This window comes from Nocardioides marmoriginsengisoli, assembly GCF_003725695.1.
In the GTDB taxonomy this organism is placed as follows: Bacteria; Actinomycetota; Actinomycetes; order Propionibacteriales; family Nocardioidaceae; genus Marmoricola; species Marmoricola marmoriginsengisoli.
Window position 1 is genome coordinate 572,174 of the sequence record NZ_RJSE01000007.1, and the last position, 24,154, is coordinate 596,327.

Below are 24,154 nucleotides of genomic sequence, written 5' to 3' on the forward strand. Positions count from 1 at the left end.
GGAGGTCCCGGTGGAGTACGGACTGACCGACGAGCAGCGCGCGCTCGACGACGCCGTCGCCGGTGTTCTCGCCGCGCACGCGCACCCGCGCACGCCCTACGACGAACCCGAGGCGCCGGCGGTCGACGTGGCGCTCTGGGACCGGCTCCGCGATCTCGGGGTGCTCGGCCTCGCCGTACCCGAGGAGCACGACGGCGCCGGTGCCGGCCCGGTCGAGCTCGCCCTGGTCTGCGAACGGCTCGGGCACGCCGTGGCGCCGGTGCCGGTGCTCGGCCAGGTGGTCGCCGCGGAGGCGATCCGGCTGGCCGGCGACGACGCGCTCGCCAAGGAGCTGCTCCCCGAGCTCGCCTCGGGCGCGCGGCGGGCCGGCATCGTGCCCGCCGGCCCCGGGGTGGACCCGGCGCCGGACCTGGTCTCCTCGCGCGACGGGCAGACGGTCAGCGGCCGGGTGCCGCTCGCCCTCGACGCCGTCGGAGCGGACCTGCTGGTTCTGCCGGCGACCGACGGCGACTGGTATGTCGTCGAGGTCGGGCCGGGCGTCACGATCAGCCCGCAACCGACCCTGGACCGCACCCGGCCCGCCGCGGTCGTCGTCCTCGAGGAGGCCCCGGCCCGACGGCTCGGCGCACCCGGGTCGGGGGCGCGGATCGGACGTCGTGCGGTCGCGCTGCTGCGGGCGCTGGAGGCCGCGGAGGCGGTCGGGATCGCTGCCTGGGCCTTGGAGCAGACGCGCGCCTACGCCGGCAGCCGCGAGCAGTTCGGGCTACCGATCGGCACGTTCCAAGCCGTCAAGCACCGGCTGGCGGACATGCTCGTCGCGGTGGAGAACGCGCGCTCGGCGTCGTACGGAGCCGCCTGGGCGCTCGCCGCGGACCCGGCCTCCGATGCGGCCGTCGCGGTCGCGATGGCGCAGGCGGTCGCGACCGAGGCCGCGGTCCAGGTGACCGCCGACGCCGTCCAGCTGCACGGGGGGATCGGCGTCACCTGGGAGAACGACCTGCACCTGCGGCTGCGCCGGGCGAAGACCCTCCAGCTGCTGCACGGATCGCCGAGCTGGCACCGCGAACAGGTTGCCGCGGTCCTGCTGGACGGCTAGAACACTCGACAACGGATCAGGAGATACCTCGAGATGGTGGACATGGACGGCCGCGTAGCGGTGATCACCGGTGCCGGCAACGGCCTCGGCCGGGCGCACGCGCTCGCGTTCGCGGCAGCGGGCGCGCGGGTCGTGGTGAACGATCTCGGCGGGAGCGCCGCCGGCGAGGGCGGCTCCGACGGTCCCGCCCAGCGGGTTGTCGAGGAGATCCGCGCCGCCGGCGGGACCGCGGTCGCGAACACCGACGACATCGCGACCTGGGACGGTGCCGCGGCGCTGATCGGCCAGGCCGTCTCCGCGTTCGGCACCCTCGACGTGCTGGTGAACAACGCCGGCATCCTGCGCGACAAGATGCTGACCTCGATGTCCGAGGCCGACTGGGACGCCGTCGTCAACGTGCACCTCAAGGGGACCTTCGCGCCGACCCGGCACGCTGCCGACTTCTGGCGGCAGCGCTCCAAGGACGGCCTGCCCGTCGACGCCCGGGTGATCAACACGACGTCGCCCTCGGGTCTCTTCGGGGCCGTGGGGCAGGCCAACTACGGCTCCGCGAAGTCGGGCATCGCCGGCTTCACGACCATCGCCGCGATGGAGCTGGGGCGCTACGGGGTCACCGTCAACGCGGTCGCTCCGACGGCGCTGACCCGGCTCACCGAGGACATCGGTCCGATGCAGGAGCTGGCGCGGAGCAGCGACATGGCGCCGGAGTCGGTCTCGCCGGTCGTGGTCTGGCTCGGCAGTGCCGAGTCCGCGGGCGTGACCGGCCGGATCTTCGCCGTGATCGGCGGGACCATCGCCGTCGTGGACGGGTTCGCCTACGGTCCGGAGGTCTCCAGCGACGAGCGCTGGACGCCGGGCCGGCTCGGTCCGGTGATGACGGACCTGGTCGCTCGTGCGGCGCCGCAGCCGGACATCACCGGACGCCGTCCCGCGGGAAGTCCGGCATGACCGGCCACCCCGCCGAGGCGCGCGTCGGGGAGACACTGCTCTCCTACGAGATGCCGGTCGAGCGGGGCAAGGTCCGCGAGTTCGCCCTGGCGACGGGCTCCGCCGACCCGGCGTACCAGGCGGACGACGCGGTGGTGCCGCCGACATTCCTGACCGCGTCGGCGTTCTGGGAGCCGACCGACGGTCCGTCGCTGGTCGAGCGGCTGGGGGTGGACCTTCCGCGGGTCCTGCACGGCGGCCAGGAGTACTCCTTTCCCGGCGAGCTGCCCCGGGTCGGCGACGAGCTCGCCGTCGACGTCACGATCGAGTCGGTGACGGTCAAGGAGGGCAAGCGCGGCGGGTCGATGACCTTCCTCGTCGTGCTCACCACCTTCCGGCGCGGCAGCCACGACGGGCCGGTGGTGGCCGAGGGCCGCTCCACCGTGATCGAGAGGAGTGCAGGATGACCGTGCCGAGCGAGCTCGCCGCCGGAGCGGTGCTGCCGGCGCGCACGCTGCCGCCGCAGACCCGGACCGACATCGTTCGCTACCAAGGGGCCAGCGGCGACTTCAACCCGGTGCACCACGACGACGACTTCGCCCGGAGCGGCGGCATGCCGGGGGCGTTCAGCGTCGGCATGCTCCAGGCCGGGCTGCTCGCGACGTACTGCACCGACCTCTTCGGCGCGACCGCGGTACGCCGGTTCGCGGTCCGCTTCGCCGAGCAGGTGTGGCCGGGTGACGTGCTCACCTGCGCCGGGGTCGTCCGGGAGGTCCGGGACGAGGCCGGCGCCCGGGTGGCCGAGCTCGACCTGGCGATCAGCAGGGCCGACGGCGGTGTCGCCGTCTCCGGAACCGCGACCGTCCGGCTGGAGGACTGAGCGATGGGCAAGGGCGACTTCGGGCACCGCACCCTGGTCGGTAGCTTCGAGCCGGCGGCCGCGGACGGACTGCCGACCACCACGCACTTCGGGCTGTCGCTGGCGGTGACCTGGTTCTACCTGAACCTGCGCGACGAGGACGGCAAGCTCTACTTCGCCTACCGGACCACGCTCGGTCTCGAGGGCAGCCTGCACTTCACCTGCAACGAGTCCCGCGACGGCGCGCTCCGGAAGCGGGAGATGCCCGCGGGCCAGGAGTGGTTCCGCGGCCCCGTGGTGACCTCGGCCCAGGACGGCGACTGGCGGATGGGCAGCAAGCCCTTCGAGGCCGGGTACGCCACCGGGCAGCCGTTCGAGCTGGTCCGGGGCGACCGCTCCGTCCGGTACGCCGAGGGCGACGCCCTCCGCGTCGAGGGCCGGCGGATCGGGCCCGGGATGCAGGTCTACGTGCCGAGCGGGCCGTCCCCGCTCTTCTACAGCTCGCTCCAGCACCGGGTCGCCGGGACGGCGTTCGGCAAGGACGCGGACGGCTTCCTCTGGATCGACCAGTGCTACCTGCCGCCGGGGGTGACCTGGCGCAACAGCTCCTACTTCGCCGGCGTCGAGCTGGCCTGGACGCCGTTCGGCACCGAGTACACCGACGGCTCGGTCGAGATGGGTCACCTCTGCTACGGCGCCGACGGGTTCGCCTTCGCCTTCGTCGCCGCCGAGTCCGCCGACGGCGGGACCGAGCTGCTGCACTGCGGCAGCGACGTCACCGCGGAGGACATCGTCTACAAGGAGAACACCTTCCCCGACTCGATGAGCTACCTCGCCGACGGCCAGCGGTGGGACTGGACCCATGTCGCGGACGGCGAGCTCCCGGAGATGGCGTCCGGGCACGACTTCTACCGATCCTCGGAGGGGTACCTGCGGCGCGCCGGGGAGACCCGCGAGCCGGTGAGCTACCACTCGTACAACGAGTTCTTCCCGCCGGCGATCCGGCACTGGGAGACGACCGGCCGGATCCTCGGACGATGAGCACGAAGGAGCAAGGATGACGAACCAGGTGCCCGCGGTGGCGCACCTCCGCCTCGACCCCGCGCCGACGATCGTCGGATCCCGGTGCGGGTCGTGCGGAGCGACCTACCTGCTCCGCCGCTCGGCGTGCGCGAGCTGCGGCGGCGACGACTTCGCGGCCGGGGTCGACCTCGGCACGACCGGCGTGGTCACCACGGCGACCGTCGTGCACCGGGGGATGCCCGGCGTGCCGACCCCGTTCACCAGCGGCGTGGTCGCCCTCGACGCGGGCGGGTTCGTCCGCTGCACGCTGACCGACGCCGAGGACCCGGTGGCCGCGGTCGGCCGGCGCGCCGTCCTGGAGACCGGGGTCGTCGGGACCGACGCCGCCGGGACCGAGGCGGTCGCCTTCACCTTCCGCGTGCAGGACATCGAAGGAGCACCCGCATGAGCGAGCCGATCTGGATCGTCGGCGCCGAGATGACGCCGTTCGGCCGCTTCCCGCAGTGGGACGTGGTGGACCTGGCCGCCCGCGCCGCCCGCGGGGCGATGGCCGACGCGGGCCTGGGGATCCGCGACGTCCAGCACGTCGCGGTCGGCAACGTCTTCGACGCGATCACCGGGGTGGGGCAGCGGATGCTGCACGAGATCGGCATGACCGGCGTCCCGGTGGTCAACGTGGTCAACGCGTGCGCGACCGGGGCGACGGCGATCCGGTCGGGGATCACCGCGATCCGGGCCGGCGAGGCGGACATCGCGCTCGCGGTCGGGGCGGAGCAGCTCGGCAAGCGCGGCCTGCTCGCCGCCCCCGAGGAGCCCCGAGGGCCCGAGTTCGCGGCGCGCGGGCGCGACGGCGCGGTGCTCGACACCGAGGGGTTGATCGGCAGCGCGCTGATGCCGGGCGTCTTCTCGGAGGCCGGCGTCAGCTACCTCGCGGCGAACCCGGAAGCCTCGGCCGACCACTTCTTCCGGATCGCCGAGAAGAACCACTTCCACTCCTCGCTCAACCCGCTCGCGCAGTACCAGAAGGCGTTCACGTTCGAGCAGGTCCGGGACGCCGACATGATCGCGTGGCCGAACACCTCGTTGATGTGCTCGCCGACCGGGGACGGAGCCGCCGCGGTGGTGCTGGTCAACGCCGACGGACTCGCTCGGCTCGCCCCGGGGGTCCGCGAGCGGGCGGTCAAGGTGGCCGCGTCGGTGCTGGTCTCCGACCCGTGGGTCGAGGACGCCGAGGCCCGCTGGGACGTCAACGGGGTCACCCGGCTGGCGGCAGCGGCGGCGTACGAGCAGGCCGGGGTCGGTCCCGAGGACCTGGACCTGGTCGAGCTGCACGACTGCTTCGCGACCGCGGAGCTGCTGCACTACGAGAACCTGCAGCTCTGCAAGCCCGGCGACGCGGTCTCCTTCCTGGAGTCCGGGGCGCCGTGGCGCGACGGCTCGCTGCCGGTCAACGTCTCGGGCGGCCTGCTCTCGAAGGGACACCCCCTCGGGGCGACCGGGGTGGCCGGTGTGTACGAGGTCGTGACGCACCTGCGCGGCGAAGCGGGCGACCGCCAGATCGCTGGCGCGAAGGTCGGGATGGCGCACGTCCTGGGTCTCGGGAGCGCCTGCGCGGTGCACGTCCTGGTGCGGTGAGGGAGCGCTGCCCAGCCACTCTTGAAACAACTTAATCAGTTAGATAATATCGACGCGGATTCCCCCGCGCGCGAGGAGCGACGATGCCACTGCAGGACGACATGCACCTGATCTCGGTGGACGACCACCTGATCGAGCACCCGAACGTCTGGGTGGACCGGCTGCCGGAGAAGTACCGGGAGCTCGGGCCGCGGATCGTGGACGTCCCGCGCGAGAAGGGCGGTCCGCCGAGCCAGGTCTGGGAGTACCAGGGCAAGCGCTACCCGCAGATCGGCCTGAACGCGGTTGCCGGCAAGGACCCCAAGGACTGGGGGATCGACCCTGCCCGCTTCGACGAGATGCTGCCGGGCTGCTACGACCCGGTCGAGCGGCTCAAGGACATGGATCTCGACGGCGTCGAGGCGGCGCTCTGCTTCCCGTCGTTCCCGCGGTTCGCGGGCACCGTCTTCCTGGAGGGGGCGGACCGCGGCGCCGCACTCGCCTGCGTCAAGGCCTACAACGACTTCCTCATCGACGAGTGGGCCGGCGCCGCCCCCGCGCGCTACATCCCGCTCGCGGTGCTGCCGCTCTGGGACGTCGAGGAGTGCGTACGGGAGATCGAGCGCACCGCCGCGAAGGGCGTCCGGACGATCGCGTTCCCGGAGAACCCCGCACCGCTCGGCCTCCCGTCGATCCACACCGAGCACTGGGACCCGCTGTTCAGCGCGGCCGAGGCAGCCGGGACGCCGCTGTCGATGCACTTCGGCACCTCCGGCGTCTCTCCGAAGCCGTCCCCGGACGGACCGATGGCGGTCTCGATCACGCTCTTCGGCTGCAACTCGATGTACGCGCTCACCGACCTGCTCTTCTCGCCGGTCTTCCACCGGCACCCGAACCTCAGGATCAGCCTTGCCGAGGGCGGTATCGGCTGGGTGCCGTACATGCTGGAGCGCGCCGACTACGTCTGGGAGCGGCACCGCTGGTACCAGAACATCGTCCACGACGCGCGCCCCTCCGACCTCTTCCAGAAGCACGTCTACGCCTGCTTCATCGAGGACGTGCACGGGCTGGAGAACCGGCACGCGGTCGGCATCGACAACATCCTCTGGGAGTGCGACTACCCGCACTCGGACTCCAACTGGCCCAACAGCCGGAAGGTCGCCGAGGAGGTCTTCGCGAAGATTCCCGACGACGAGGTCTACAAGATCGTCGAGGGGAACGCGCGGGCGCTCTTCCACTTCCCGCGGACCGAGGAGTCCACGGGAGGCCTCGGGAGCCGGGCGTGACCTCGCTGCCGGAGGAGGAGTCCCGGGCTCCGCACGGCCCGTCGGAGATGCTCGGCGACTCCGACTGGGACGACGAGGACCTGCTCACGATCGCGGAGGCCTCCGAGCGCCTCGCCCAGGAGGTCGCCCGGTCGCGGACCCGCGCGCGGATGCTGCACGACCTGCTCGAGAGCGGGGACGTGCTCGACGGCGACCGGGCTGGGCTGGTCGCCCAGGCGGAGGCGGAGACCGCGCGGGCCGACGAGCTCGCGGCGGCGGCCGAGCGGATCCGCGCCGGCCGGGCGAACGCGCCGGTGCCGCGGTGACCCCGGAGCAGGCGGTGACGGTCCGCGCCGTGGTCTTCGACCTGGGCGGCGTCCTCACCACGGACCCGTTCGCCGGCATGGTCGCCTACGCCGAGGATCTCGGCATCCCGTCGTCGTCCATCGCCGACGCGGTCCGCACCGGTCCGCAGTTCCAGGACGTCGAGACCGGGCGGTCGACGATGCGCGACTTCCTCAAGTGGCTCTGCGTCGACATCGAGACCCGGTACGGCGTCCGGGTCGACATCAGGCGCCTGGCGGCGGCGCTCGCGGCCGGGCAGCAGGTGCGCCCCGAGATGCTCGTGCTGGTCCGGGACCTGCGCGCCGCCGGGGCGCGGATCGGCCTGCTCACCAACAACGCCCGTGAGGCGAAGTCCTGGTGGGAGTCGGGCGTGCTGCCCCTCGAGGAGTTCGACGTGGTGCTGGACTCCTCCGACCTCGGCGTCCGCAAGCCGGATCCCGAGGCCTTCCGCATCACGCTCGACCGGCTCGGGCTCGAGCCTGCCGAGGTCGCCTTCGTGGACGACCTCGCCGTCAACGTCGACGGCGCCCGTGCGGTCGGACTGCACGGCCTCGTCTTCGAGGACCCTGCCCAGTGCCGGGCCGAGCTGACCGCGTTGCTCGACCGGTCCGCACCTGTGACCACTACCGGAAACCAATGAGAGGGAGTGCCGTGGCGCTTCGCGACGAGGGCAAGGTCTACATCGAGGCCGGGGTGAACGAGGTCGTCACCAAGGACGACAACCCGAACGTTCCGTACGGCGCCGAGGAGACCGCCGAGAACCTGGTGGACGCGGTCCGCGCCGGCGCCACGGTCGTGCACTTCCACGCCCGCTACGAGGACGGGGTGCAGGCCTGGGTCGACGGCTCCGTCTCCCGTACCGTCCTGGAGACCGCCGCGAAGGAGGTGGACGTGCTCGCCTACCCGAGCTACGTCGGCAGCCTCGAGCACGTCTGGTCGCTGGCCACCACCCCGCCGGACGGGGTCCGGCTGGCGCTCTCGCCCTTCGACCCGGTGCAGCACATCAAGCGGGTGCTCTGGCAGGAGGAGCAGAAGAAGTTCGGCGTGGTCACGTTCGGACCGGAGGACCCGAACCACGGCCGGCCGCCGTACCCGCCGGAGATCGACCGGTTCAAGGAGCTCGGCCTGGTCCCGAACATCGCGGTGTTCAACGCCGCCGACATGCGGTGGGTGATGCTCGCCGCCCGGGCCGGCCTGCTGCCGCAGCCGCTGAACCTCAAGCTCTTCTTCTCCGACCGCTGGGTCTCCAACAGCGAGCCGGACCCGGACGTGATCGATTTCCTGCTCAGCCGGATCCCGGACGACGTCGACCACGAGACGATCGTGGTGCCGTACGCGATGAGCTCGGCGGAGCGCTGCGAGGCGCTCTGGGACCGCGCGCTCGAGCGCGGGCTGGGCATCCGGGCGGGGATCGGCGACACCCCGCTCGCCTTCCCGACGGCCACCAACAAGGAGATGGTCGAGCGGATGGTGGAGCGCGTGCAGAAGCACGGGCTCGAGCCGGCGACGCAGGCCGACCTCCGCCGCCGGTGCGGGATCGCGGAGCCGATGCGATGAACCAGGAGATCGAGATCGATGTCTTCACGCCGGTCGTCGACCCGTACACGCCGCTGGCCGAGGCGCACGCGCGCTGCCCGGTGACGCGCACCGTGGGCGGCGCCGTGGTCGTGACCGGGCGGCAGAACGTCCATGACGTCTTCGCCGACGCGGAGGCGTTCCGCAACGAGCTCAAGCCGCCGCAGCCCGGCGTCGAGCCGAGCCTGGTGCACATGGACGGGCCGGACCACCACCGGCTGCGCAAGCTGGTGGTGCGGGCGTTCACCCCGCGTGCGGTGAAGCGTCTGGAGGAGCCGACCCGGAGGTTCGCCAACGAGCTGATCGACGCCTTCGTCGCCGACGGGTCGGTGGACCTCTCGGCCGACTACTGCTTCGTCCTTCCCGCGATGGTGATCGCCGAGCTCGTCGGGATCCCCGAGGGCGACCGCCGCCGGTTCGTGGAGTGGGCCAGCGAGGCGATCGAGTACTCGGTCCCCGGGCGGGAGGGCGAGGCGCCCTCCGCGAACGAGCTCCGCGAGTACGTCACCGGCATCGTCGAGGAGCGGCGACGCACTCCGGGCGACGACCTGCTCAGCGACCTGATCGGCGTGCACGAGGGCACCGACTCGCTCAGCACCGGCGAGCTGGTCGCCCTGGTACGGCAGCTGATCCTGGCCGGGACCGACACCACGGCCAACCTGCTCGCCTCGATGTTCCACTTCCTGCTGACCGAGCCGGAGCGGTGGGAACGCGTCCTGGAGGACCGCGCGCTGGTCCCGAACGCGGTCGAGGAGACGCTCCGCCTGGAGCCGCCGCTGTACTGGGTCCCGCGCCGGACCGGGGCGGACGTCGAGGTCGGCGGCACCACGATCCCGGCGAACACGATGGTGTGCACCGCGGTCGGGCACGCCAACCGGGACACCGACCACATCGCCGACCCGCTGGAGTGGGACCTGGACCGCCCGGCGATGGAGAACCGCCGGCACTACACCTTCGGGTACGGCGAGCACTTCTGCATCGGGTCCTCGCTGGCCCGGCTGGAGGGGATCGTCGGGCTGCAGGCCGTGCTGGACCGGCTCCCCGACCTCCGGCTCGTGCAGGACTACGAGTTCGTGCCGCACGGCCCGCTGATGATCCGCGGCGTCGCGCACCTCCCGGCCGTCTTCACGCCGGGTTCCTGAGGACCTCAGCAGATCGGAGACCGACCATGGGCCAGGGCGGACGAGTACTCGTCACCGGCGGCACCGGAGCATTCGGCATCGCCACCGGCAAGTGGCTGGCGCGCGCCGGGTACGACGTGCTGGCGATGGCGCGCCGCGAGCCGGCGCACCTGCCGCGCGGTGTGCGGTTCGTCGCCGGTGACATCGCCGACCAGGAGAGCGTCCGCAAGGCCATGCAGGGGTGCGACGCCGTCGTCCACCTGGCCTGGGTGCTGAGCGGCACCGTCACCGAGGCCGAGGCCGAGCCGATCAACATCGGGGGGACCCGGAACGTCCTCGACGCGATGCAGGACACCGGCTGCGGCCGGCTGGTCTTCGCCTCGTCGGTGACGGCGTACGGCGCGCACCCCGAGCACGACGGCCGCCGGTTCACCGAGGACGAGCCGCTGGACCCGCACCGCGCGATGATCTACGAGTGGCACAAGGCGCAGGCCGAGCGGATGATCGCCGAGTCCGGTGCGCCGGCGCTCCGCGTCCGGCCCACGGTCGTGGTCGGCCGCAACACCTACAACGGGCCGGCGAACGTCTACCGGCAGCCGGTCGTCCCGGACCTCGGCGGCAAGGTCGAGATCCAGATGATCCACCAGGAGGACGTCGGCCGCTTCTTCGCGCACGCCGTCGGGCACACCGCCACCGGAGCGGTGAACCTGGCGCCCGCCGACACCCTGACCTGGACCGAGATCGCCGCGCGCGCGAAGCGTCCCTCGCTGCACACCCCGACCCGGCCGCTGCAATCCGTGCTCGGCGCCCTGGCGAAGGTGAACGGGCAGGCGGAGTCGATCGACGCCCTCTTCCACCTCTTCCTGCACTGGCCGGTGGCCGACACCGCCCGCCTCAACGGAGAGCTCGGCTTCGAGCCGGCCTGGTCCTCGCGCGAGGCGATCGACGACCAGGGCCGGACCAACAGGGGCTACACGTTCCTGGCGCTCAAGCGGATCCGGAACCTGACCACGCTCGACCGCACCACCGAGCGGCCGGCGCCGTTCGTCGGGGAGCAGGACGGGGCCGAGCGTCTGCCCGGGCAGCTCGGTGAGTTCGACACCCGGCGGCCGGACCCGGCGTACCCGGAGTGGACCTGCTCGAACCTGGCCGAGGCGTTCCCCGGGCCGATGACGCCGCTGTCGCTGCAGCTGGCCAGCGACACGATCCTGATGAGCGCCGAGGTGGTCGCCCGGCTGCTGCCGCTGGACGAGCGGGTCAAGGACCTGGTCCGGCACCAGCAGGTCGGCATCTTCGGGCACCAGCTGTACCAGAACACCTCGGTGATGCGGGAGATGGTGGTCTCCGTCCCCGGGCAGACGCCGGAGGACTTCGACCACCAGATCAACGGCCGCGACTTCCCGGAGGGCTGGGTCCGTCCCAAGCCGTCGCTCGGGGATGTGCTCGGGATGGCGAAGTTCGCCGCGGTCGCCGGTCCGCGGCTCGCCCGGCTGGACCGTGCGGTCGACGAGATCGTCGGTCGCGCCGGGGAGCTCGCCGCCGAGTCCGCCGGGCTCGCCGCGATGCCGGACGCCGCCCTGCTGAACCGGATCGAGATGCTCTGGGACGAGCTGATCCGCGCCTGGCAGGTCGGCAACACCTGCACGTTCATGGTCAGCGCGCCCTCGGGCCTGCTCGAGCGCCGGTACGGCGCGGCGGCCCTGGCAGCGGTGTCGCAGGGCGCCGAGGAGCTCGCGAGCGGGGCGACCCTGAAGGGCGTCCAGGACCTGGCCGTCCGGGCGACCGGCGACGCGACCGTGCGCGGGCTGCTCGCCGGCAAGGTCACCGACGCCACCTGGGAGAAGGTCCAGGCGGACGCTCCCCGGTTCGCCGCGGCCGTCCGCGCCCTGCTCGCCCAGGTGGGGCACCGCGGACCGGGCGAGACCGAGCTCTCGAACCCCACCTACGCGGACGCGCCGCACCTGCTGCTCCGGGCTGTCGCCGGGGTGCTGACGACCGGGGTCCGGGAGCGGCCGTCGTACGCCGCGGGGAGCCCGGGGGAGCGTCGCCTGGCGGCCGCGACCGCGAAGGCGATCGGCCGGCGCGAGCGTGCTCGGGACGCGGTGAGCCTGACCATCGACCAGCTCCGCAAGGCGTTGCGCGAGTGGGGCGACCGGCTGGTCCGGCAGGAGGTCGTGCAGCACCGCGACGACGTCTGCTACCTGACCTTCGAGGAGTTGTTCACCGTCACTGCGGGCGAGGCCGGACCGCTGGTCGAGCGGCGTCGCGCCGAGCGCGCGCGGTTGCAGGCGCTGAGCCTGCCGACCCGGTTCGAGCACGCGATCGACCTGGACGACGCCGGCCCGGAGGAGAGCGCCGGCGGCGTGCTCACCGGCGCCGCGGTCTCGCCCGGCGTCTACCGCGGACCGGTACGGATGCTGGTCTCGCCCGACGACGAGATCGAGCCCGGCGAGGTGCTGGTGGCCCGGGCCACGGACACCGGCTGGACGCCGTTCTTCGGCATCGCCGGCGCGATCGTCACCGAGATCGGCGGAATGATGTCGCACGCCTCGATCGTGGCCCGTGAGTTCGGCGTCCCGGCGGTGGTCGGCGTCGACGGGGTGATGGCCGCGCTCCGCGATGGCCAGCTCGTCGAGGTCGACGGCAGCGCGGGTACGGTCACCCCGGTCGAGGACTGACCCTCAGGTCTCCAGCGAGATGCCGCGGGCCTGGCGCGGGGCGCCCAGCGGCGCGAGGTGCTGGGTCTCGCTGAAGGAGACCACCGTCCAGCCGCCGCGCGGGGTGCGGCGCAGGGTTGTGATCGAGGCGTAGTCGGCGTCGAGGGCAACCGCGGCCGGGAGGCCGAGGGCGTGGCTGACCACCGCGGCCACGAACCCGCCGTGGGTGAAGACCAGCAGCGGGTCGGTGCCGGTGACGTCGGTGACCCGCTCGAACGCGGCGACTGCCTCGCTGTGGAACGCGGCCCGGGCGCGCTGGATGCCCGGGTCTCCCAGGCGGGCGCGCCACCAGGCGATCTTCGGGTGCTCCCCGGCCAGGTGCAGGTCGGTGATCGGGAGGTAGAAGTCGGCACCGATCTCAAACTCGGCGAGCCCCGGATCCTCCTGGGAGCCTGCTCCCAGGCTCCGGAGCAGCGGGTCCGCGGTCTGCCGGGCCCGCGCCAGCTGGCTGGTCAGCACGCCGCTCACCGTCCGCCCGTCCCACCAGGTGGCGACCGCCTCGGCCTGGCGACGGCCGTAGCCGCTGAGGTCGGGGTCGGGGTCGGCCGTGTCCGTCACCTCGACGGGGAGCCCGTGGCGGACCAGGTGGACATGCTCGACCCGGCGCGCGGTCACGTCAGTCGCTCGAGGGGAGCGGCTTCGCGTCCTTCACGACCAGCAGGGCGCTGCCGTCGCCCAGGGCTCCCGGGCCCGCCTTGGTCACCAGGACCTCGAGCGTTCCGCTGCCGTCGGTGTAGCGCTTGCCGACCAGGGAGCCCGTCGCCGCGGTTGGGTCGAGGGTGAGGGTCGGGTCCGCGTCGGCGCCCAGCTCGACCACCGGGTGCCCTCCGCAGTGGAGGGTGATGTCGGCGGGGCGCACGACGATGACCTCCGTCGTGCAGACCTGGCTCCGGTAGCGGGTCCCTGGCTTCAGCACTGCTTTCCTGCTTCCTTCTCGTCCGGGCGATCAGGTGATCGCGCCGCGGTCCTTCAGGGCGATGATGTCGTCCCACTCGAGGCCGGCCTCGAGCAGCAGCACCTCGGTGTCGGCGCCCAGCTCGGGCGCCGGGGTCGGCGCGGGCTGCTCGCCGTCGAACTGCGTCGGAGTGCTGACCACCTTCATGCTCGTCGCCGGGGTGATCTGGAGGTCCTGCACGTAGCCGTTCGCGACCACCTGCGGATCGGTCGACACCTCCCGCGGGCTCTGCACCACCGCCCAGACGCCCTGCTGCTGCGCGAGGAGCTCGGTCCAGGCGGCCAGGGGCCGCTCGGCGAAGAGGGCGTCCAGGGCCGCGACGCAGACGGTGCTGTGGGTCGCGCGCGCCTCCGCGGTCGCGAAGCGCGGATCGGTCGCGAGGTCCTCGCGCCCGGCCAGGGTCATCAGCGGTGCCCAGAAGCGGTCGGACTCGAGCATCACCAGCGCGACGAACCGGTCGTCGGCGGTGCGGTAGGTGTTCGTGATCGGGTTGCTCGCGTCCGGGTGCTGCCGCATCGGCATCATGTCGAGGTCGTAGAGCGAGGATGCGGCGATGTGCGGGGCCGTGCACCACGCGGCCGCGCCGAGCAGGGAGACGTCCACGACGCGGGCGACGCCGGTGCGCTCGCGCTCGAGCAGGGCGGCGGCCACCCCGCCGGCTGCGTACAGGCCGGCCTGAAGGTCCCCGAAGGCGGAGCCGGGGAGGCTCGGCGGCCAGGCGTCGCCGGGCTGGGTCGAGGCGTGCGCGAGCCCGCCGCGCGACCAGTACGACGCCAGGTCGAACCCGCCGCTGTCCGCCTCCTCGCCGGCCGGCCCGAGACCGCTGCCGCGGACGTAGACGAGATCGGGGTTGACCGCACGCAGGTCGTCGACGTCGATCCCGAGCTTGGCCCGTACGCCGGGGAGGTAGTTGGTCAGGAACACGTCGGCGGTGCTGACCAGCCGGAGGAGCGCGTCCCGGGCGCCGGGGTCCTTGAGGTCGAGGCCGACGCTCTGCTTGCCGCGGCTGAAGGTCTGGAACATGAAGCTGACCGCGTCCGGGCCGGCGGCCTTGAGGGAGGACGGGACCAGGCCGCGCATCGGGTCGCCGTGCCCGGGGTGCTCGACCTTGATCACCTGGGCCCCCCAGTCGGCCAGCGCGACGCCCGCGGACGGCACGAACCCCCAGGTGGCCAGCTCGACCACGCGGATCCCCGACATCACGCCCATTGCGCCTCCCTCGTCTCCGCGTCAGAATAAACTAAATGGGTAATCTATTTCGAGCCCTCTGGGAAAGAGAGTGCAGATGATTCTCACCACCCCGCCCACCGTGCCCGCTTTCGCCGGCCTGTACATCGGCGGCCGCTGGGTGCCGACGGACGGATCGGTCGCCGTGCACGACCCGGCGACCGCGACCGACGTGGGCACCGCGCCCTGGGGCGGCGCGGCCGAGGCCGACCGGGCGGTGGCGGCGGCGCGGGCCGCGTTCGACGACGGACCGTGGCCGCGCCTCTCGCCGAAGGAGCGCGCGGCGGGCCTGCGCCGGCTGCAGGAGGCGCTGTCCTCGCGGGTGGACGAGATCGTCGCCGCCGTGGTCGCCGAGGTGGGCGTCCCGGTGACGATCGCGAGGGCGAGCCAGTTCGACGCTCCGATGCGGGTCCTGGACTACTGCATCGACCGGACCGAGCGCTTCGAGGAGCTGGTCCCGCTCCAGGTCACCAACACCGTCGGCCGGCACGGTCGGCTGCTCGGCGGCGGGGTGATCCAGCGCGAGCCGCGCGGCGTGGTCACCGCGATCACGCCGTACAACGCGCCGTTCTTCCTCAACGTGATGAAGGTGGCGCCGGCGCTCGGGGCCGGCTGCACCGTGGTGCTGAAGCCGTCCGACTTCACTCCCGTCGAGGCGCTGCTGCTCGCGGCCGCCGTCGAGGAGGCCGAGCTGCCCCCGGGGGTCCTCAACGTCGTCACCGGCGGGCTGGAGGTCGGCGAGCTGCTCACCACCGACCCGCGGGTCGACATGGTCACCTTCACCGGGTCGGACGTCGTCGGCGCGAAGGTGATGGCCCAGGCCGCCGGCACGCTCAAGCACGTCGTCCTGGAGCTCGGCGGAAAGTCCGCGATGGTCGTGCGCGCCGACGCGGACCTGGACGTGGTGGCGCCGCGCGGAGCAGGCGAGCTGACCCTCTTCACCGGTCAGGGCTGCGCGCTGTGGACCCGGCACCTGGTGCACCGCTCGATCCACGACGAGTACGTCGCCCGCACCAGTGCGGCGATGGCCCGGTTGCCGATCGGCGCGACCGTCGACCCGGCGACAATGGTCGGGCCGCTGATCCGGGACCAGCACCGCGACCGGGTCGCCGGGTTCGTCGACCGTGCGGTCGACGCCGGGGCCACCCTGGTCTGCGGCGGCAAGCGTCCCGAGGGCGCCGGCTACTACTACGAGCCGACCCTGCTGACCGACGTCGCCAGTGACGCGGAGGTCGCGCAGCAGGAGATCTTCGGTCCGGTCGGGGTCGTGATCCCGTTCGACGACGACGACGAGGCCGTGCGGATCGCCAACGACTCGGCGTACGGGCTCGGCGGGTCGATCTGGACCCGGGACACCGGCACCGCGTTCGAGCTGGCCCGGCGGATCCGGACCGGCACGGTGACGATCAACGGCGGCGTCGGCGGCCTCAACCCGTGGGCGCCGTTCGGCGGGTACAAGCGCTCGGGCGTCGGCCGCGAGCTCGGCCCTGACGTGATCGCCGACTTCACCGAGACCAAGGCGATCCAGTTCCACGCCGGCTGAGATCTCCGCCAATAAGGGTTTATTCAGTTAACGGATTGTGGCATTCTCGAGGGTAGTCGAACGAGGAGCAGTCATGGAGTTCAAGCACGCCGTCGTCACCGGAGCCGCGAGCGGCATGGGTGCGGTGGAGGTCAGGAACCTGCGGGCGCGCGGGGTGGCCGTGACGGCGCTCGACCTGAGCCCCGAGCTCAAGGGCGCCTACGCCGGTGATCCGGGCGTGGTCTGCGAGGTCGGGGACGTCACCGACCTGGCATGGTGCCGATCGGTCCTGGCGGCGGCCGAGACCCGGCAGCCGGTCGACCTGCTCTTCCACGCGGCCGGGATCATGCCCGGCGGCGACGTCGCCGACATGGGCGCCGAGCGGATCAACCGGCTCATGGAGATCAACTACGGCGGCACCGTCAACGCGGTCGACGCCGTGCTGCCGGCGATGCTCGCCCGCGGCTCCGGGCAGATCGTGCTCTTCGGCTCCACGGCGGGGATCGTGCCGAGCCGCAAGTTCGCGGCGTACGGCGCGTCGAAGGCGGCGATCAACTACTACGCCGAGGTGCTCGCCCACGAGGCCGCCCCGCAAGGGGTCTCGGTGCTGCTGGTGACCCCGGGGGCCATCCGGACGCCGCTCCTGCAGCAGGCGTCCGACGGTCCGAAGGCGATCACGGCGATGAGCCCGCGGCTGGCGAAGATCCTGATCGGCGATCCGGAGCGGACCGTGGCCGCGATCGAGCGCGCGATGCGCCGGCGGAAGAAGCTGGTCCGCCCGAACGGGACCGCGGTCGCGGCGCTGCGGCGAACCTCACCGCGCCTGACCTGGGCGCTGACCGAGGCGATGGAGAAGCGCTCCTAGCTGCCAGGGGCGAGAGAGCGAGGTGGTCCGGTGGCCTGCTGCCTCCTGCTGCTCCGCCTGCTCGCGCCGGTCTCCAGTCGGCTGGGTATCGGCGACCCGGCCCGGGCGCCCCGGCTGCCGGTGGTGCCGATCGCGCTGCTCGGGTTGGTCGAGGCGGCGGTCGCGGTCGTGCTCGTACGCCGGGCGGACGGCTCGGCGCCCGCGGGTCACCTGCACCACCTGGCCGCGGACCCCGCGGCCGGAGCGATCACCCTGGGGACGGTCTGCGCCGTCACCCTCACCGCCCTGGTGGCGGTCCTGGGGCTCCGCTGGTCCGGTCGTGCCCGGCATCCGGTCGGGCTCGTCGGTGTCGGCGTCGCCGTCGTGGCCGCCCTGGTCGCGGTGAGCGGTGCGGCCGCTGCCTCGCACGCACTGATGATGGTCGTCGTCGAGCTGGCCCTGGTCGTCGGGCCGGTGGCGATCGTCGGCGCCCGGGTGAACGCGGCGCCGGCCGAGGACCTCTGGGTGGTGGTGCGTGGGTTCCTGGCGCTCGCCGCGGCTGCCGTCGCGGGCTTCCTGCTGGTCACGCTGCACCTGCCGGCGACCCATCACTGGTACCTGGCCGGCGACGGGCTGACGTGGTGGTCAGCGCCGGTGCTGCTGGCCTCGGGGCTGGCGTTCTGGAGCAGCGTGGTCCGGTTCCGGTTGCCGCCGGGCTGGCGGGCACTGCTCCTGGTCGCCGTGCTGGAGACCGGAGCGGTGATCGGCCTGGTGCTGCTCCTCGCCGGCGACCGGCTGGTCCCGATGGTGCCGGGAAGCGGTCTGGGTGTGGTCGCGGACCAGCGGCTCGCCGGTGCGGTGATGATGCTCGTCGACCTCGGGCTCCTGGCCCGCGTGGTGGAGCCGGTGCTGCGTCCCCTGGTGGGCCGGGTGCCCGTGGTCGCCCCGCGCTGAGCCGGGCCCGGGTCGCGGGAACGACCCGAGCCCGACGCGTCAGTCTCCGAGCACCTCGTCGACACCCGGGATCGCGGACTCGCGGATCCGGTCGCCGAAGGTCTCCAGCCAGCTGAAGCCGACCTTGACCTTGCGGTCGTCGTCCAGCCGGCGGGTGTGGCCGGCCTGGGCCCGGTAGCCGCCCCAGCGGGCCTCGGTGAAGCCGGCCAGGGTGCCGCCGTCCTCGAGCTCGAAGGTCCACTGGTTGCCGTCCGGCGCCTTCCAGGTGGCGCGCTGGGCCCAGTCGTTCTCGCCGAGGTCGATGCCGCCGACGCTGCCCGAGGTCATCGAGACCGGGCCGTCGGCGCTGCAGACGCCGGTGAAGTTGAAGCCCTCGCGGCCGATGCAGAGGTGGCCCCACTCGATCGACCCGTCCTCGTACTCGTTGGCGAACGCCTGCCAGCCGAGCTGCAGGTCCTTGAAGACCTTGAACTCCTTCCAGTCCATCCCGGCCGGCCAGTACGAGTGGTCGTAGAAGACGAACCCCTCGACGTCCTGGCCGTCGACGTTGCCCACGACCTTGTAGAGCTCGCTCACGTAGAGGATCGGCTCGTCGTTGTCGGGGGCGAAGATCTGGACGCCGGGGCCGACCAGGGTGCCGGTGAGCTTGAGGAGACCGTCGTTCTCCTCCCACTCGAACCTGCCCGGAGTGACGTGGAACCTGAAGGCGCCCCCGGACGCGCCGACCTTCTCCATCATGGCGCCGTGCAGCAGGACCGACTCGTCGGTGTACTCGCGCTTCACCTCGCCGCGGACGGTGCGGGCGGACTCGGGGTTGATCTGGACAGCGGTCTGGTCGCACTTCATCAGCCAGAGGCCGGCGGTCATCGGGCCGATGAACTTGCGCTCGAAGACGTGCAGGGTGCCGTCGGCCTCGCGCCAGCCGCCGTACAGGTAGAGGACCTGCTCGGTGAGGCCGAACGGGGTCCGGGTCGGGTGGTGGACGGCGATCGTCGAGTCGTACGGCGCGGTCAGGGCGCGGTGCTGGAAGTCGCCGATTTCGGTGGTCATTGCGTTGCTCCTCCTGGGGTGAGCACGGGCTGGTCGTACTGGCTAGTCACTAGACACTATGTCTTGTGAATGGACACTCTGTACTACACTCGCCGCCGTGTCCACCACCTCCCGCGGAACGCTGCGCCAGCAGCAGAAGGCCGCGACCCGGCAGCTGCTGCTCGACGAGGCGACCCGGTGCGCCGCGGAGCACGGGTACGGCGCGATGACGGTGGAGCAGGTGGTGGCCGGTGCCGGGGTCAGCCGAGCGACCTTCTACCTGCACTTCTCGGGCAAGTCCGAGCTCGCCCGCGCCGTGATCGACGACCTCCGGCAGCGCTCCGCGGGCCTGCTGCCGCCGCAGGCGCTGCACGAGCTCGGCCGCGACGAGCTGGTCGTCACCGCGCGCCGGATGATCGGCTACTACCGGGAGGAGATCGACGCCTTCAAGCTCTGGCACGAGGCCTCGGCGATGGAGCCGGGGCTCGAGGAGGCGATCGACGCGACCCGCTCACTCTTCGTCGGCGGCCTGCTCGGCGACACGACCTGGCCCTCGGCGGCGGTGGCCCGGCGCGCGAACCTGGTCCTGGCGCTGATGTTCTTCCAGCTCGAGCGGATCTGCTTCGGTTGGTTCGTCTCCGGGTGGCCGATGCAGGAGGCCGAGGTGGTCGACGAGGTGGTGCGCTCCTGGGAGGGCCACTACCTGCCGCGGCTGCGCGAGCTGCACGGCGGCTGAGCGACCTGGTGGCGCCGGGCCGTGAGGCGCAGCGCCGGCGGCGAAATCAGCCGGCGAATTCTCTGTGGATACCGTCAGCGGGGAACCGCCGCGCGTCTACCGTAGGTCGGGTGCGGCCCCCACTCTCGGCCTCGGCCTCTCGGACCCTGGTCGAGCGCGACCTCGAACTCGGGCTGCTCGACGGCATCCTGACCGCCGCCGTCGGCGGCCGCGGCGGCTCGGCCCGGGTCCTCGGTCCGGCGGGCGTCGGCAAGACCTCGCTGGTCCGCGCCCTCGGTGAGCACGCCCGGGACGCCGGTGCCCGGTCCTGGCTCACCTCGGCCGGGCAGCTGGAGGCGCGGGTGCCCTTCGGGGTGGTGCGCCGGCTCCTCGACGAACCGGTCCGTGCGGTCACGCCCGAGCACCGGCAGGCACTCGCCGCCGGCCCGGCCCGGCTGGCCCTGCACGAGCTCTGGGGAGGCGGGGGCGCACGCGCCGAGCCTCCGGCCCAGGGCGACATGGTGCACAGCCTCGGCTGGCTGCTCACCGACCTGGTGGCCTCGGGTCCGGTCCTGCTCGGCGTCGACGACGCGCAGTGGGCCGACGAGGAGTCGCTGCTCTTCCTGGGCTCGTTGCGCGATCGGCTGCCCGGGCTCCCGGTCGCGCTGGTGGTCTCCGCTCGCGACGAGTCCGTCGACCGGACGCCGGCGATGTCCGCGCTCGTCGCCGACCGCGACGCCGTGGTGCTGCGCCTCGGCCCGTTGTCGGCCGCCGGCGTCGACGCGGTGCTCGTCCAGGCCTGGGGATCGGTGCCCGACGGCGCGGCTGCCGCGGTGCTCGACGTCACCGGCGGGAACCCGTTCCTGGTGCACGCCCTCGCCGGCGCACTCGCGGACGCTCCGGTCGTCGGTGCCGACCAGGTCCGCGCTGCCGTCCCGGCCTCGGTGGTCGACCTGATGGTCGCTCGGCTGACCGGTCTCTCAGCGGCGGAGCAGGCACTGGCACGGGCGATCGCCGTCCTCGACGACACCGCCCTGCCGGTCGCCGCCGCGCTGGCGGACGACGACGTGGACGCCGAGACAGCCGATCGTCTGCGTCGCGCGGGACTGCTCGCCGAGGACGGCGGCCTCCGGTTCCGGCACGCACTGCTCCGCTCGGCGGTGTACGCCGTGATCGGCCCTGACGTCCGCGACGAGCTGCACCGGCGAGCGGCCCGGATCCTGGCCGCCCAGCCGGGGCCGGACCTCTCCGCCGCGGCGGCGCACCTGCTCGCCTCGTCGGGTGTCGGCGACCCCTGGGCGGTGGGCGTGCTGCGCCAGGCGGCCGCCGCCGCGATCGGGGTCGGGGCACCGCAGTCGGCGATGGCGCTGCTGCAGCGGGCCGTGGCCGAACCTCCTCCCGAGGACGACCTGGCCGAGGTGCTGCACGAGCTCGGCCTGGCCCAGCTGCGGGCGTTCGATCCCGGCTGCGCGCAGACGCTGGCCCGGGCGCACGCGCTCACCCCGGACCCCGTGCTGCGGGCGCTGCGGGCACTGCCGCTGGCTGCGGCGTACGGGTTCGGGGGACGGCACGTCGACGCGGCGGACCTCCTCGGCAGCACCCTCGACGAAGTCCGCGGGGGCGACCGTGAGCTCGAGCTGACCCTGGTCGCCACCTGGGCCGCCGTCGCGCTGCTGGTCCCGGACCGCGTCGCGGGGGCCCGGGAACGGCTGGCCGAGGTCGCCGACCTGCCGGGTGCGACACCGGCGGAGCGACTGGTCCTGATCCAGCAGGTGTTCGTCGCCGCCAGCGCCAACGAGCCGGCGGCGAAGATCGGCGACCTGATCGGCCGGGTGATCGGGGACGGCACCGCGTCGGAGCAGTCGATGGAGAGCGGCGCCTGGGTGTGGCCGCGCCTGTTCCTCGGCCGGATCGGCGAGTACGACGAGGTCCGCCGGCAGACCGACACGGGCCTGGCCCTCGCCGAGGCCAACGGGTCGGTGGCCGGGATGATCGCGGCGCACTTCGTGCGGGCGCTCGCCGAGGCCGACGCCGGCCGGCTGCCCGAGGCGGAGCAGCACTTCCAGGCGATGCTCGCGCACCACGACGGCGGGCTGCTGATCCAGATGCTCGGGCACAGCGGCCTGGCGCAGACGCTGGCCCGGCAGGGGCGGGTCGCCGAGGCCCGCGCGATCCTGGACCGGTTCCCCGCCGAGCTGGATCCGGCCACGCCGGTCACCGGCGCCGCCCTGGTCTGGGACGCCCGGTCCCAGGTATGCCGGGCCGAGGGTGACGACGCCGGGGCGCTGGCGGCGGCGGAGCGGCTGCACGCGCTGCTCGGCGCGCTGGGTGCCGACTCCCCGACGTGGGTGCCGTGGCGACCGGTCGCGATCGACGCGTTGCGTTCGCTCGACCGCCTTCCGGAGGCGCGGACGCTCGCGGAGGAGCACCTGGCGGCCTGCGAGGCCAGCGGTGTCCGGCACCTGGTCGGCGAGGCGTTCTGCCTGCTCGGCAGCGTGACGGCGGACCCGGCCGAGGGCATCGCGCTGGCGCGCCGCGGTGTCGAGGTGCTCGCGGAGAGCGGCAGCGGGCTGCGTGCCGGTGCGGGCGAGCTCACCCTCGGCGCGCTGCTCCGCCGGGACGGCGCCAAGGCGGCGGCGCGGGAGCACCTGCGGACCGCGGCCGACCTGCTGGACGGCGCCGGCGCCGTACCGCTGGCCGACTACGCCCGTGCCGAGCTGGCTGCTACCGGGGTCCGGCTCTCCCGCTCGGATCCGCGGACACTGACGCCCAGCGAGCGCCGTGTCGTCGAGCTCGCCCTCGCCGGGTCCGGCAACCGCGAGATCGCGGCCCGGTTGCACGTCACCCGGAAGACCGTCGAGACGCACCTGTCGGCGGCGTACCGGAAGCTCGGGATCCGCAGCCGCGACGAGCTCACCGCCGGTCACCTCGAACCCCGCTGATCCGAGGACGCCGCAACGACCGCCCGTCCGGAGGGCGCGGACAGGTGGTGGAGGCCGAGGTGAGATAGTAGGGCGTCCTAGTATTTCGTTCGTGCAGGGAGGCGTGTGACGTGAACAAGGTAGGTGTCGTCGGCTGCGGCCTGATGGGAGCCGGGATCGCCGAGGTGTGCGCCCGGGCGGAGCGCGACGTGATCGTGGTCGAGACGAGCGACGCCGGTGTCGCCGCCGGCACCAAGCGGCTGCGCACGTCGCTCGACCGGGCCGCGGCACGCGGCAAGATCGCCAGCGCCGACGCGGTGTTCGCGCGGATCGCGGTGACCTCCGACCTGGACGCGCTGCACGACCGCGACCTGGTCGTCGAGGCGATCGTCGAGAGCGAGACGGAGAAGGTCGACCTCTTCCAGCGTCTCGACGCGATCGTGACCTCGCCGGATGCGATCCTCGCCTCCAACACCTCCTCGATCCCGATCATGAAGCTCGGCGTCGCCACCGGCCGGCCCGAGAACGTGCTCGGCATCCACTTCTTCAACCCGGTCCCGGTGCTGTCGCTGGTCGAGCTGGTGCCCAGCCTGCTGACCGCCAAGGAGACGACCGAGCGTGCGCGGGAGTTCGTCGAGAAGGGCTTGAGCAAGACCGCGATCGACTGCCAGGACCGGGCCGGCTTCGTCGTGAACGCGCTGCTGATCCCGTTCGTGCTCTCCGCGATCCGGATGCTCGAGTCGGGATTCGCGACGGCCGAGGACATCGACCGCGGGCTCGTGCTCGGTGCCGCGCACCCGCAGGGACCGCTCGCCCTCGCCGACCTGATCGGCCTGGACACGACCCAGGCGATCGCCGGGTCGCTGTACGAGGAGTTCAAGGAGCCGCTGTACGCATCCCCGCCGCTGCTCGGCCGGATGGTCGACGCGGGTCTCCTCGGCCGCAAGTCCGGCCGAGGCTTCTTCACCTACGAGTGATCCGCCGGCGGATCAGACCGGCAGCGCACCCTCGGCGTACTGCTCGACGTACTCGCCGCTCGGCGGGATCGGCTTGATGATGTCGATCAGCACGCCGTTGGGGTCGCTGGTGATGAAGTGGCGCTGGCCGAAGGGCTCGTCGCGCAGCTCCAGCAGGATCGGCAGGCCGGCCGCGCGCAGGCGCTCGTAGGCGCTGTCCGGGTCCTCGACCTCGAAGTTCAGCAGCAGCCCGCCGGCAACCTGTCCGCGGGCGACGGCGGGGATGGTCTGGTTGGCGCCGTCGAGGACGGCCAGGTTCACCCGCGGGTCGTCGGGCAGCTGCAGGTGCACGTACCAGTCGGCGGTGAACAGTGCCCGGAAGCCGAAGTGCTCCTGGTAGAAGTCCGCCGTCCCGGCCACGTCGGTGGTCATCACGACGGGGTAGTAGCTCGTCACCTTCACGATCGATCCTCTCTAGTAACATACAGA

General features: G+C 72.8%; 24 protein-coding genes. 19 read left to right on the forward strand and 5 right to left on the reverse strand.

Annotated elements, in window-relative coordinates; all coding sequences use genetic code 11:
* Positions 1–10: 10 nt before the first annotated feature.
* The 13 genes from EFK50_RS11315 to EFK50_RS11370 all read left to right on the forward strand — a co-directional run bounded on the left by EFK50_RS11315 (position 11) and on the right by EFK50_RS11370 (position 12,503).
* Complete coding sequence (locus EFK50_RS11315) at positions 11–1,096, forward strand: acyl-CoA dehydrogenase family protein (protein ID WP_123227654.1); 1,086 nt, start codon at positions 11–13, stop codon at positions 1,094–1,096.
* 42 nt (positions 1,097–1,138) lie between these two features.
* Positions 1,139–2,044 carry an SDR family oxidoreductase gene (locus EFK50_RS11320; protein WP_246004130.1) on the forward strand — a complete coding sequence of 302 codons (906 nt, stop codon included), beginning with the start codon at positions 1,139–1,141 and terminating at the stop codon, positions 2,042–2,044.
* The gene (locus EFK50_RS11325; RefSeq protein WP_123227656.1) at positions 2,041–2,490 is read left to right on the forward strand and encodes an FAS1-like dehydratase domain-containing protein; all 450 of its coding nucleotides are present in this window, start codon (positions 2,041–2,043) and stop codon (positions 2,488–2,490) included. The genes EFK50_RS11320 and EFK50_RS11325 overlap by 4 nt, the downstream gene beginning before the upstream one ends.
* On the forward strand, positions 2,487–2,903 hold the full coding sequence (locus EFK50_RS11330) for a MaoC/PaaZ C-terminal domain-containing protein (protein ID WP_123227657.1): 417 nt from the start codon (positions 2,487–2,489) through the stop codon (positions 2,901–2,903). The genes EFK50_RS11325 and EFK50_RS11330 overlap by 4 nt, the downstream gene beginning before the upstream one ends.
* A 3-nt stretch (positions 2,904–2,906) precedes the next feature.
* Entirely contained in the window at positions 2,907–3,923 is a 1,017-nt protein-coding gene (locus EFK50_RS11335; protein WP_123227658.1) for a hypothetical protein, read from the forward strand.
* Positions 3,924–3,939: 16 nt separating this feature from the next.
* A complete protein-coding gene (locus EFK50_RS11340; RefSeq protein WP_123227659.1) occupies positions 3,940–4,353 on the forward strand; it encodes an OB-fold domain-containing protein in 414 nt (137 codons plus the stop codon).
* Positions 4,350–5,540 carry a thiolase C-terminal domain-containing protein gene (locus EFK50_RS11345; protein WP_123227660.1) on the forward strand — a complete coding sequence of 397 codons (1,191 nt, stop codon included), beginning with the start codon at positions 4,350–4,352 and terminating at the stop codon, positions 5,538–5,540. Before EFK50_RS11340 ends, EFK50_RS11345 begins: the two co-directional genes overlap by 4 nt.
* Positions 5,541–5,623: 83 nt before the next feature.
* Entirely contained in the window at positions 5,624–6,805 is a 1,182-nt protein-coding gene (locus EFK50_RS11350; protein ID WP_123227661.1) for an amidohydrolase family protein, read from the forward strand.
* Positions 6,802–7,110, forward strand: coding sequence for a hypothetical protein (locus EFK50_RS22190; RefSeq protein WP_183407773.1), 309 nt, complete (start codon positions 6,802–6,804; stop codon positions 7,108–7,110). Before EFK50_RS11350 ends, EFK50_RS22190 begins: the two co-directional genes overlap by 4 nt.
* Entirely contained in the window at positions 7,107–7,769 is a 663-nt protein-coding gene (locus tag EFK50_RS11355; protein WP_183407774.1) for an HAD family hydrolase, read from the forward strand. Before EFK50_RS22190 ends, EFK50_RS11355 begins: the two co-directional genes overlap by 4 nt.
* An 11-nt stretch (positions 7,770–7,780) precedes the next feature.
* Positions 7,781–8,686, forward strand: coding sequence for a 3-keto-5-aminohexanoate cleavage protein (locus tag EFK50_RS11360; RefSeq protein WP_123227662.1), 906 nt, complete (start codon positions 7,781–7,783; stop codon positions 8,684–8,686).
* Positions 8,683–9,846 (forward strand): cytochrome P450, encoded by a 1,164-nt coding sequence (locus tag EFK50_RS11365; protein ID WP_123227663.1) that lies wholly within the window; start codon positions 8,683–8,685, stop codon positions 9,844–9,846. Before EFK50_RS11360 ends, EFK50_RS11365 begins: the two co-directional genes overlap by 4 nt.
* A gap of 26 nt (positions 9,847–9,872) precedes the next feature.
* Complete coding sequence (locus EFK50_RS11370; protein ID WP_123227664.1) at positions 9,873–12,503, forward strand: NAD-dependent epimerase/dehydratase family protein; 2,631 nt, start codon at positions 9,873–9,875, stop codon at positions 12,501–12,503.
* 3 nt (positions 12,504–12,506) lie between these two features.
* On the opposite strand, the gene EFK50_RS11375 is transcribed toward EFK50_RS11370, so the two are convergent.
* From EFK50_RS11375 to EFK50_RS11385, 3 genes are read right to left on the reverse strand one after another with little or no spacing between them, the layout of a single operon-like run.
* Complete coding sequence (locus EFK50_RS11375) at positions 12,507–13,157, reverse strand: histidine phosphatase family protein (protein WP_123227665.1); 651 nt, start codon at positions 13,155–13,157, stop codon at positions 12,507–12,509.
* Between the two features lies 1 nt (position 13,158).
* On the reverse strand, positions 13,159–13,458 hold the full coding sequence (locus tag EFK50_RS11380) for a hypothetical protein (protein WP_123227666.1): 300 nt from the start codon (positions 13,456–13,458) through the stop codon (positions 13,159–13,161).
* Positions 13,459–13,488: 30 nt separating this feature from the next.
* Positions 13,489–14,706 carry a CaiB/BaiF CoA transferase family protein gene (locus EFK50_RS11385; protein ID WP_123227667.1) on the reverse strand — a complete coding sequence of 406 codons (1,218 nt, stop codon included), beginning with the start codon at positions 14,704–14,706 and terminating at the stop codon, positions 13,489–13,491.
* A gap of 76 nt (positions 14,707–14,782) precedes the next feature.
* Between EFK50_RS11385 and EFK50_RS11390 the strand changes: the two genes are divergently transcribed.
* The 3 genes from EFK50_RS11390 to EFK50_RS11400 all read left to right on the forward strand — a co-directional run bounded on the left by EFK50_RS11390 (position 14,783) and on the right by EFK50_RS11400 (position 18,044).
* Complete coding sequence (locus EFK50_RS11390; RefSeq protein ID WP_123227668.1) at positions 14,783–16,267, forward strand: aldehyde dehydrogenase family protein; 1,485 nt, start codon at positions 14,783–14,785, stop codon at positions 16,265–16,267.
* A 73-nt stretch (positions 16,268–16,340) separates the two neighbouring features.
* Positions 16,341–17,111, forward strand: coding sequence for an SDR family NAD(P)-dependent oxidoreductase (locus EFK50_RS11395; RefSeq protein ID WP_123227669.1), 771 nt, complete (start codon positions 16,341–16,343; stop codon positions 17,109–17,111).
* Between the two features lie 30 nt (positions 17,112–17,141).
* Positions 17,142–18,044 carry a hypothetical protein gene (locus EFK50_RS11400; protein WP_123227670.1) on the forward strand — a complete coding sequence of 301 codons (903 nt, stop codon included), beginning with the start codon at positions 17,142–17,144 and terminating at the stop codon, positions 18,042–18,044.
* Between the two features lie 39 nt (positions 18,045–18,083).
* Here EFK50_RS11400 and EFK50_RS11405 read toward each other — a convergent pair whose 3' ends face one another.
* Positions 18,084–19,094, reverse strand: coding sequence for a hypothetical protein (locus EFK50_RS11405; RefSeq protein ID WP_123227671.1), 1,011 nt, complete (start codon positions 19,092–19,094; stop codon positions 18,084–18,086).
* Between the two features lie 97 nt (positions 19,095–19,191).
* On the opposite strand from EFK50_RS11405, the gene EFK50_RS22195 reads away from it, so the two are divergent.
* From EFK50_RS22195 to EFK50_RS11415, 3 genes are all read left to right on the forward strand, one after another.
* Positions 19,192–19,809, forward strand: a complete 618-nt coding sequence (locus EFK50_RS22195) for a TetR/AcrR family transcriptional regulator (protein WP_183407775.1) — start codon at positions 19,192–19,194, stop codon at positions 19,807–19,809.
* Between the two features lie 110 nt (positions 19,810–19,919).
* Positions 19,920–22,730 carry an ATP-binding protein gene (locus tag EFK50_RS11410; RefSeq protein WP_183407776.1) on the forward strand — a complete coding sequence of 937 codons (2,811 nt, stop codon included), beginning with the start codon at positions 19,920–19,922 and terminating at the stop codon, positions 22,728–22,730.
* Positions 22,731–22,840: 110 nt separating this feature from the next.
* Entirely contained in the window at positions 22,841–23,686 is an 846-nt protein-coding gene (locus tag EFK50_RS11415; protein WP_123227673.1) for a 3-hydroxybutyryl-CoA dehydrogenase, read from the forward strand.
* Between the two features lie 12 nt (positions 23,687–23,698).
* Here EFK50_RS11415 and EFK50_RS11420 read toward each other — a convergent pair whose 3' ends face one another.
* Positions 23,699–24,127: a VOC family protein gene (locus EFK50_RS11420; protein ID WP_123227674.1), complete on the reverse strand. Its 429-nt coding sequence runs from the start codon at positions 24,125–24,127 to the stop codon at positions 23,699–23,701.
* Positions 24,128–24,154: the final 27 nt, after the last annotated feature.

What these genes read in the sequence shown, in the direction of transcription:
- EFK50_RS11340 (WP_123227659.1), top strand. Translation starts at nt 3,940, where the DNA reads ATGACGAACCAGGTGCCCGCGGTGGCGCACCTCCGCCTCGACCCCGCG.
- EFK50_RS11405 (WP_123227671.1), bottom strand. Translation starts at nt 19,094, where the DNA reads ATGACCACCGAAATCGGCGACTTCCAGCACCGCGCCCTGACCGCGCCG.
- EFK50_RS11335 (WP_123227658.1), top strand. Translation starts at nt 2,907, where the DNA reads ATGGGCAAGGGCGACTTCGGGCACCGCACCCTGGTCGGTAGCTTCGAG.
- EFK50_RS11370 (WP_123227664.1), top strand. Translation starts at nt 9,873, where the DNA reads ATGGGCCAGGGCGGACGAGTACTCGTCACCGGCGGCACCGGAGCATTC.
- EFK50_RS11330 (WP_123227657.1), top strand. Translation starts at nt 2,487, where the DNA reads ATGACCGTGCCGAGCGAGCTCGCCGCCGGAGCGGTGCTGCCGGCGCGC.
- EFK50_RS11365 (WP_123227663.1), top strand. Translation starts at nt 8,683, where the DNA reads ATGAACCAGGAGATCGAGATCGATGTCTTCACGCCGGTCGTCGACCCG.
- EFK50_RS11325 (WP_123227656.1), top strand. Translation starts at nt 2,041, where the DNA reads ATGACCGGCCACCCCGCCGAGGCGCGCGTCGGGGAGACACTGCTCTCC.
- EFK50_RS11385 (WP_123227667.1), bottom strand. Translation starts at nt 14,706, where the DNA reads ATGGGCGTGATGTCGGGGATCCGCGTGGTCGAGCTGGCCACCTGGGGG.
- EFK50_RS11320 (WP_246004130.1), top strand. Translation starts at nt 1,139, where the DNA reads ATGGACGGCCGCGTAGCGGTGATCACCGGTGCCGGCAACGGCCTCGGC.
- EFK50_RS11345 (WP_123227660.1), top strand. Translation starts at nt 4,350, where the DNA reads ATGAGCGAGCCGATCTGGATCGTCGGCGCCGAGATGACGCCGTTCGGC.
- EFK50_RS11350 (WP_123227661.1), top strand. Translation starts at nt 5,624, where the DNA reads ATGCCACTGCAGGACGACATGCACCTGATCTCGGTGGACGACCACCTG.
- EFK50_RS11395 (WP_123227669.1), top strand. Translation starts at nt 16,341, where the DNA reads ATGGAGTTCAAGCACGCCGTCGTCACCGGAGCCGCGAGCGGCATGGGT.
- EFK50_RS11390 (WP_123227668.1), top strand. Translation starts at nt 14,783, where the DNA reads ATGATTCTCACCACCCCGCCCACCGTGCCCGCTTTCGCCGGCCTGTAC.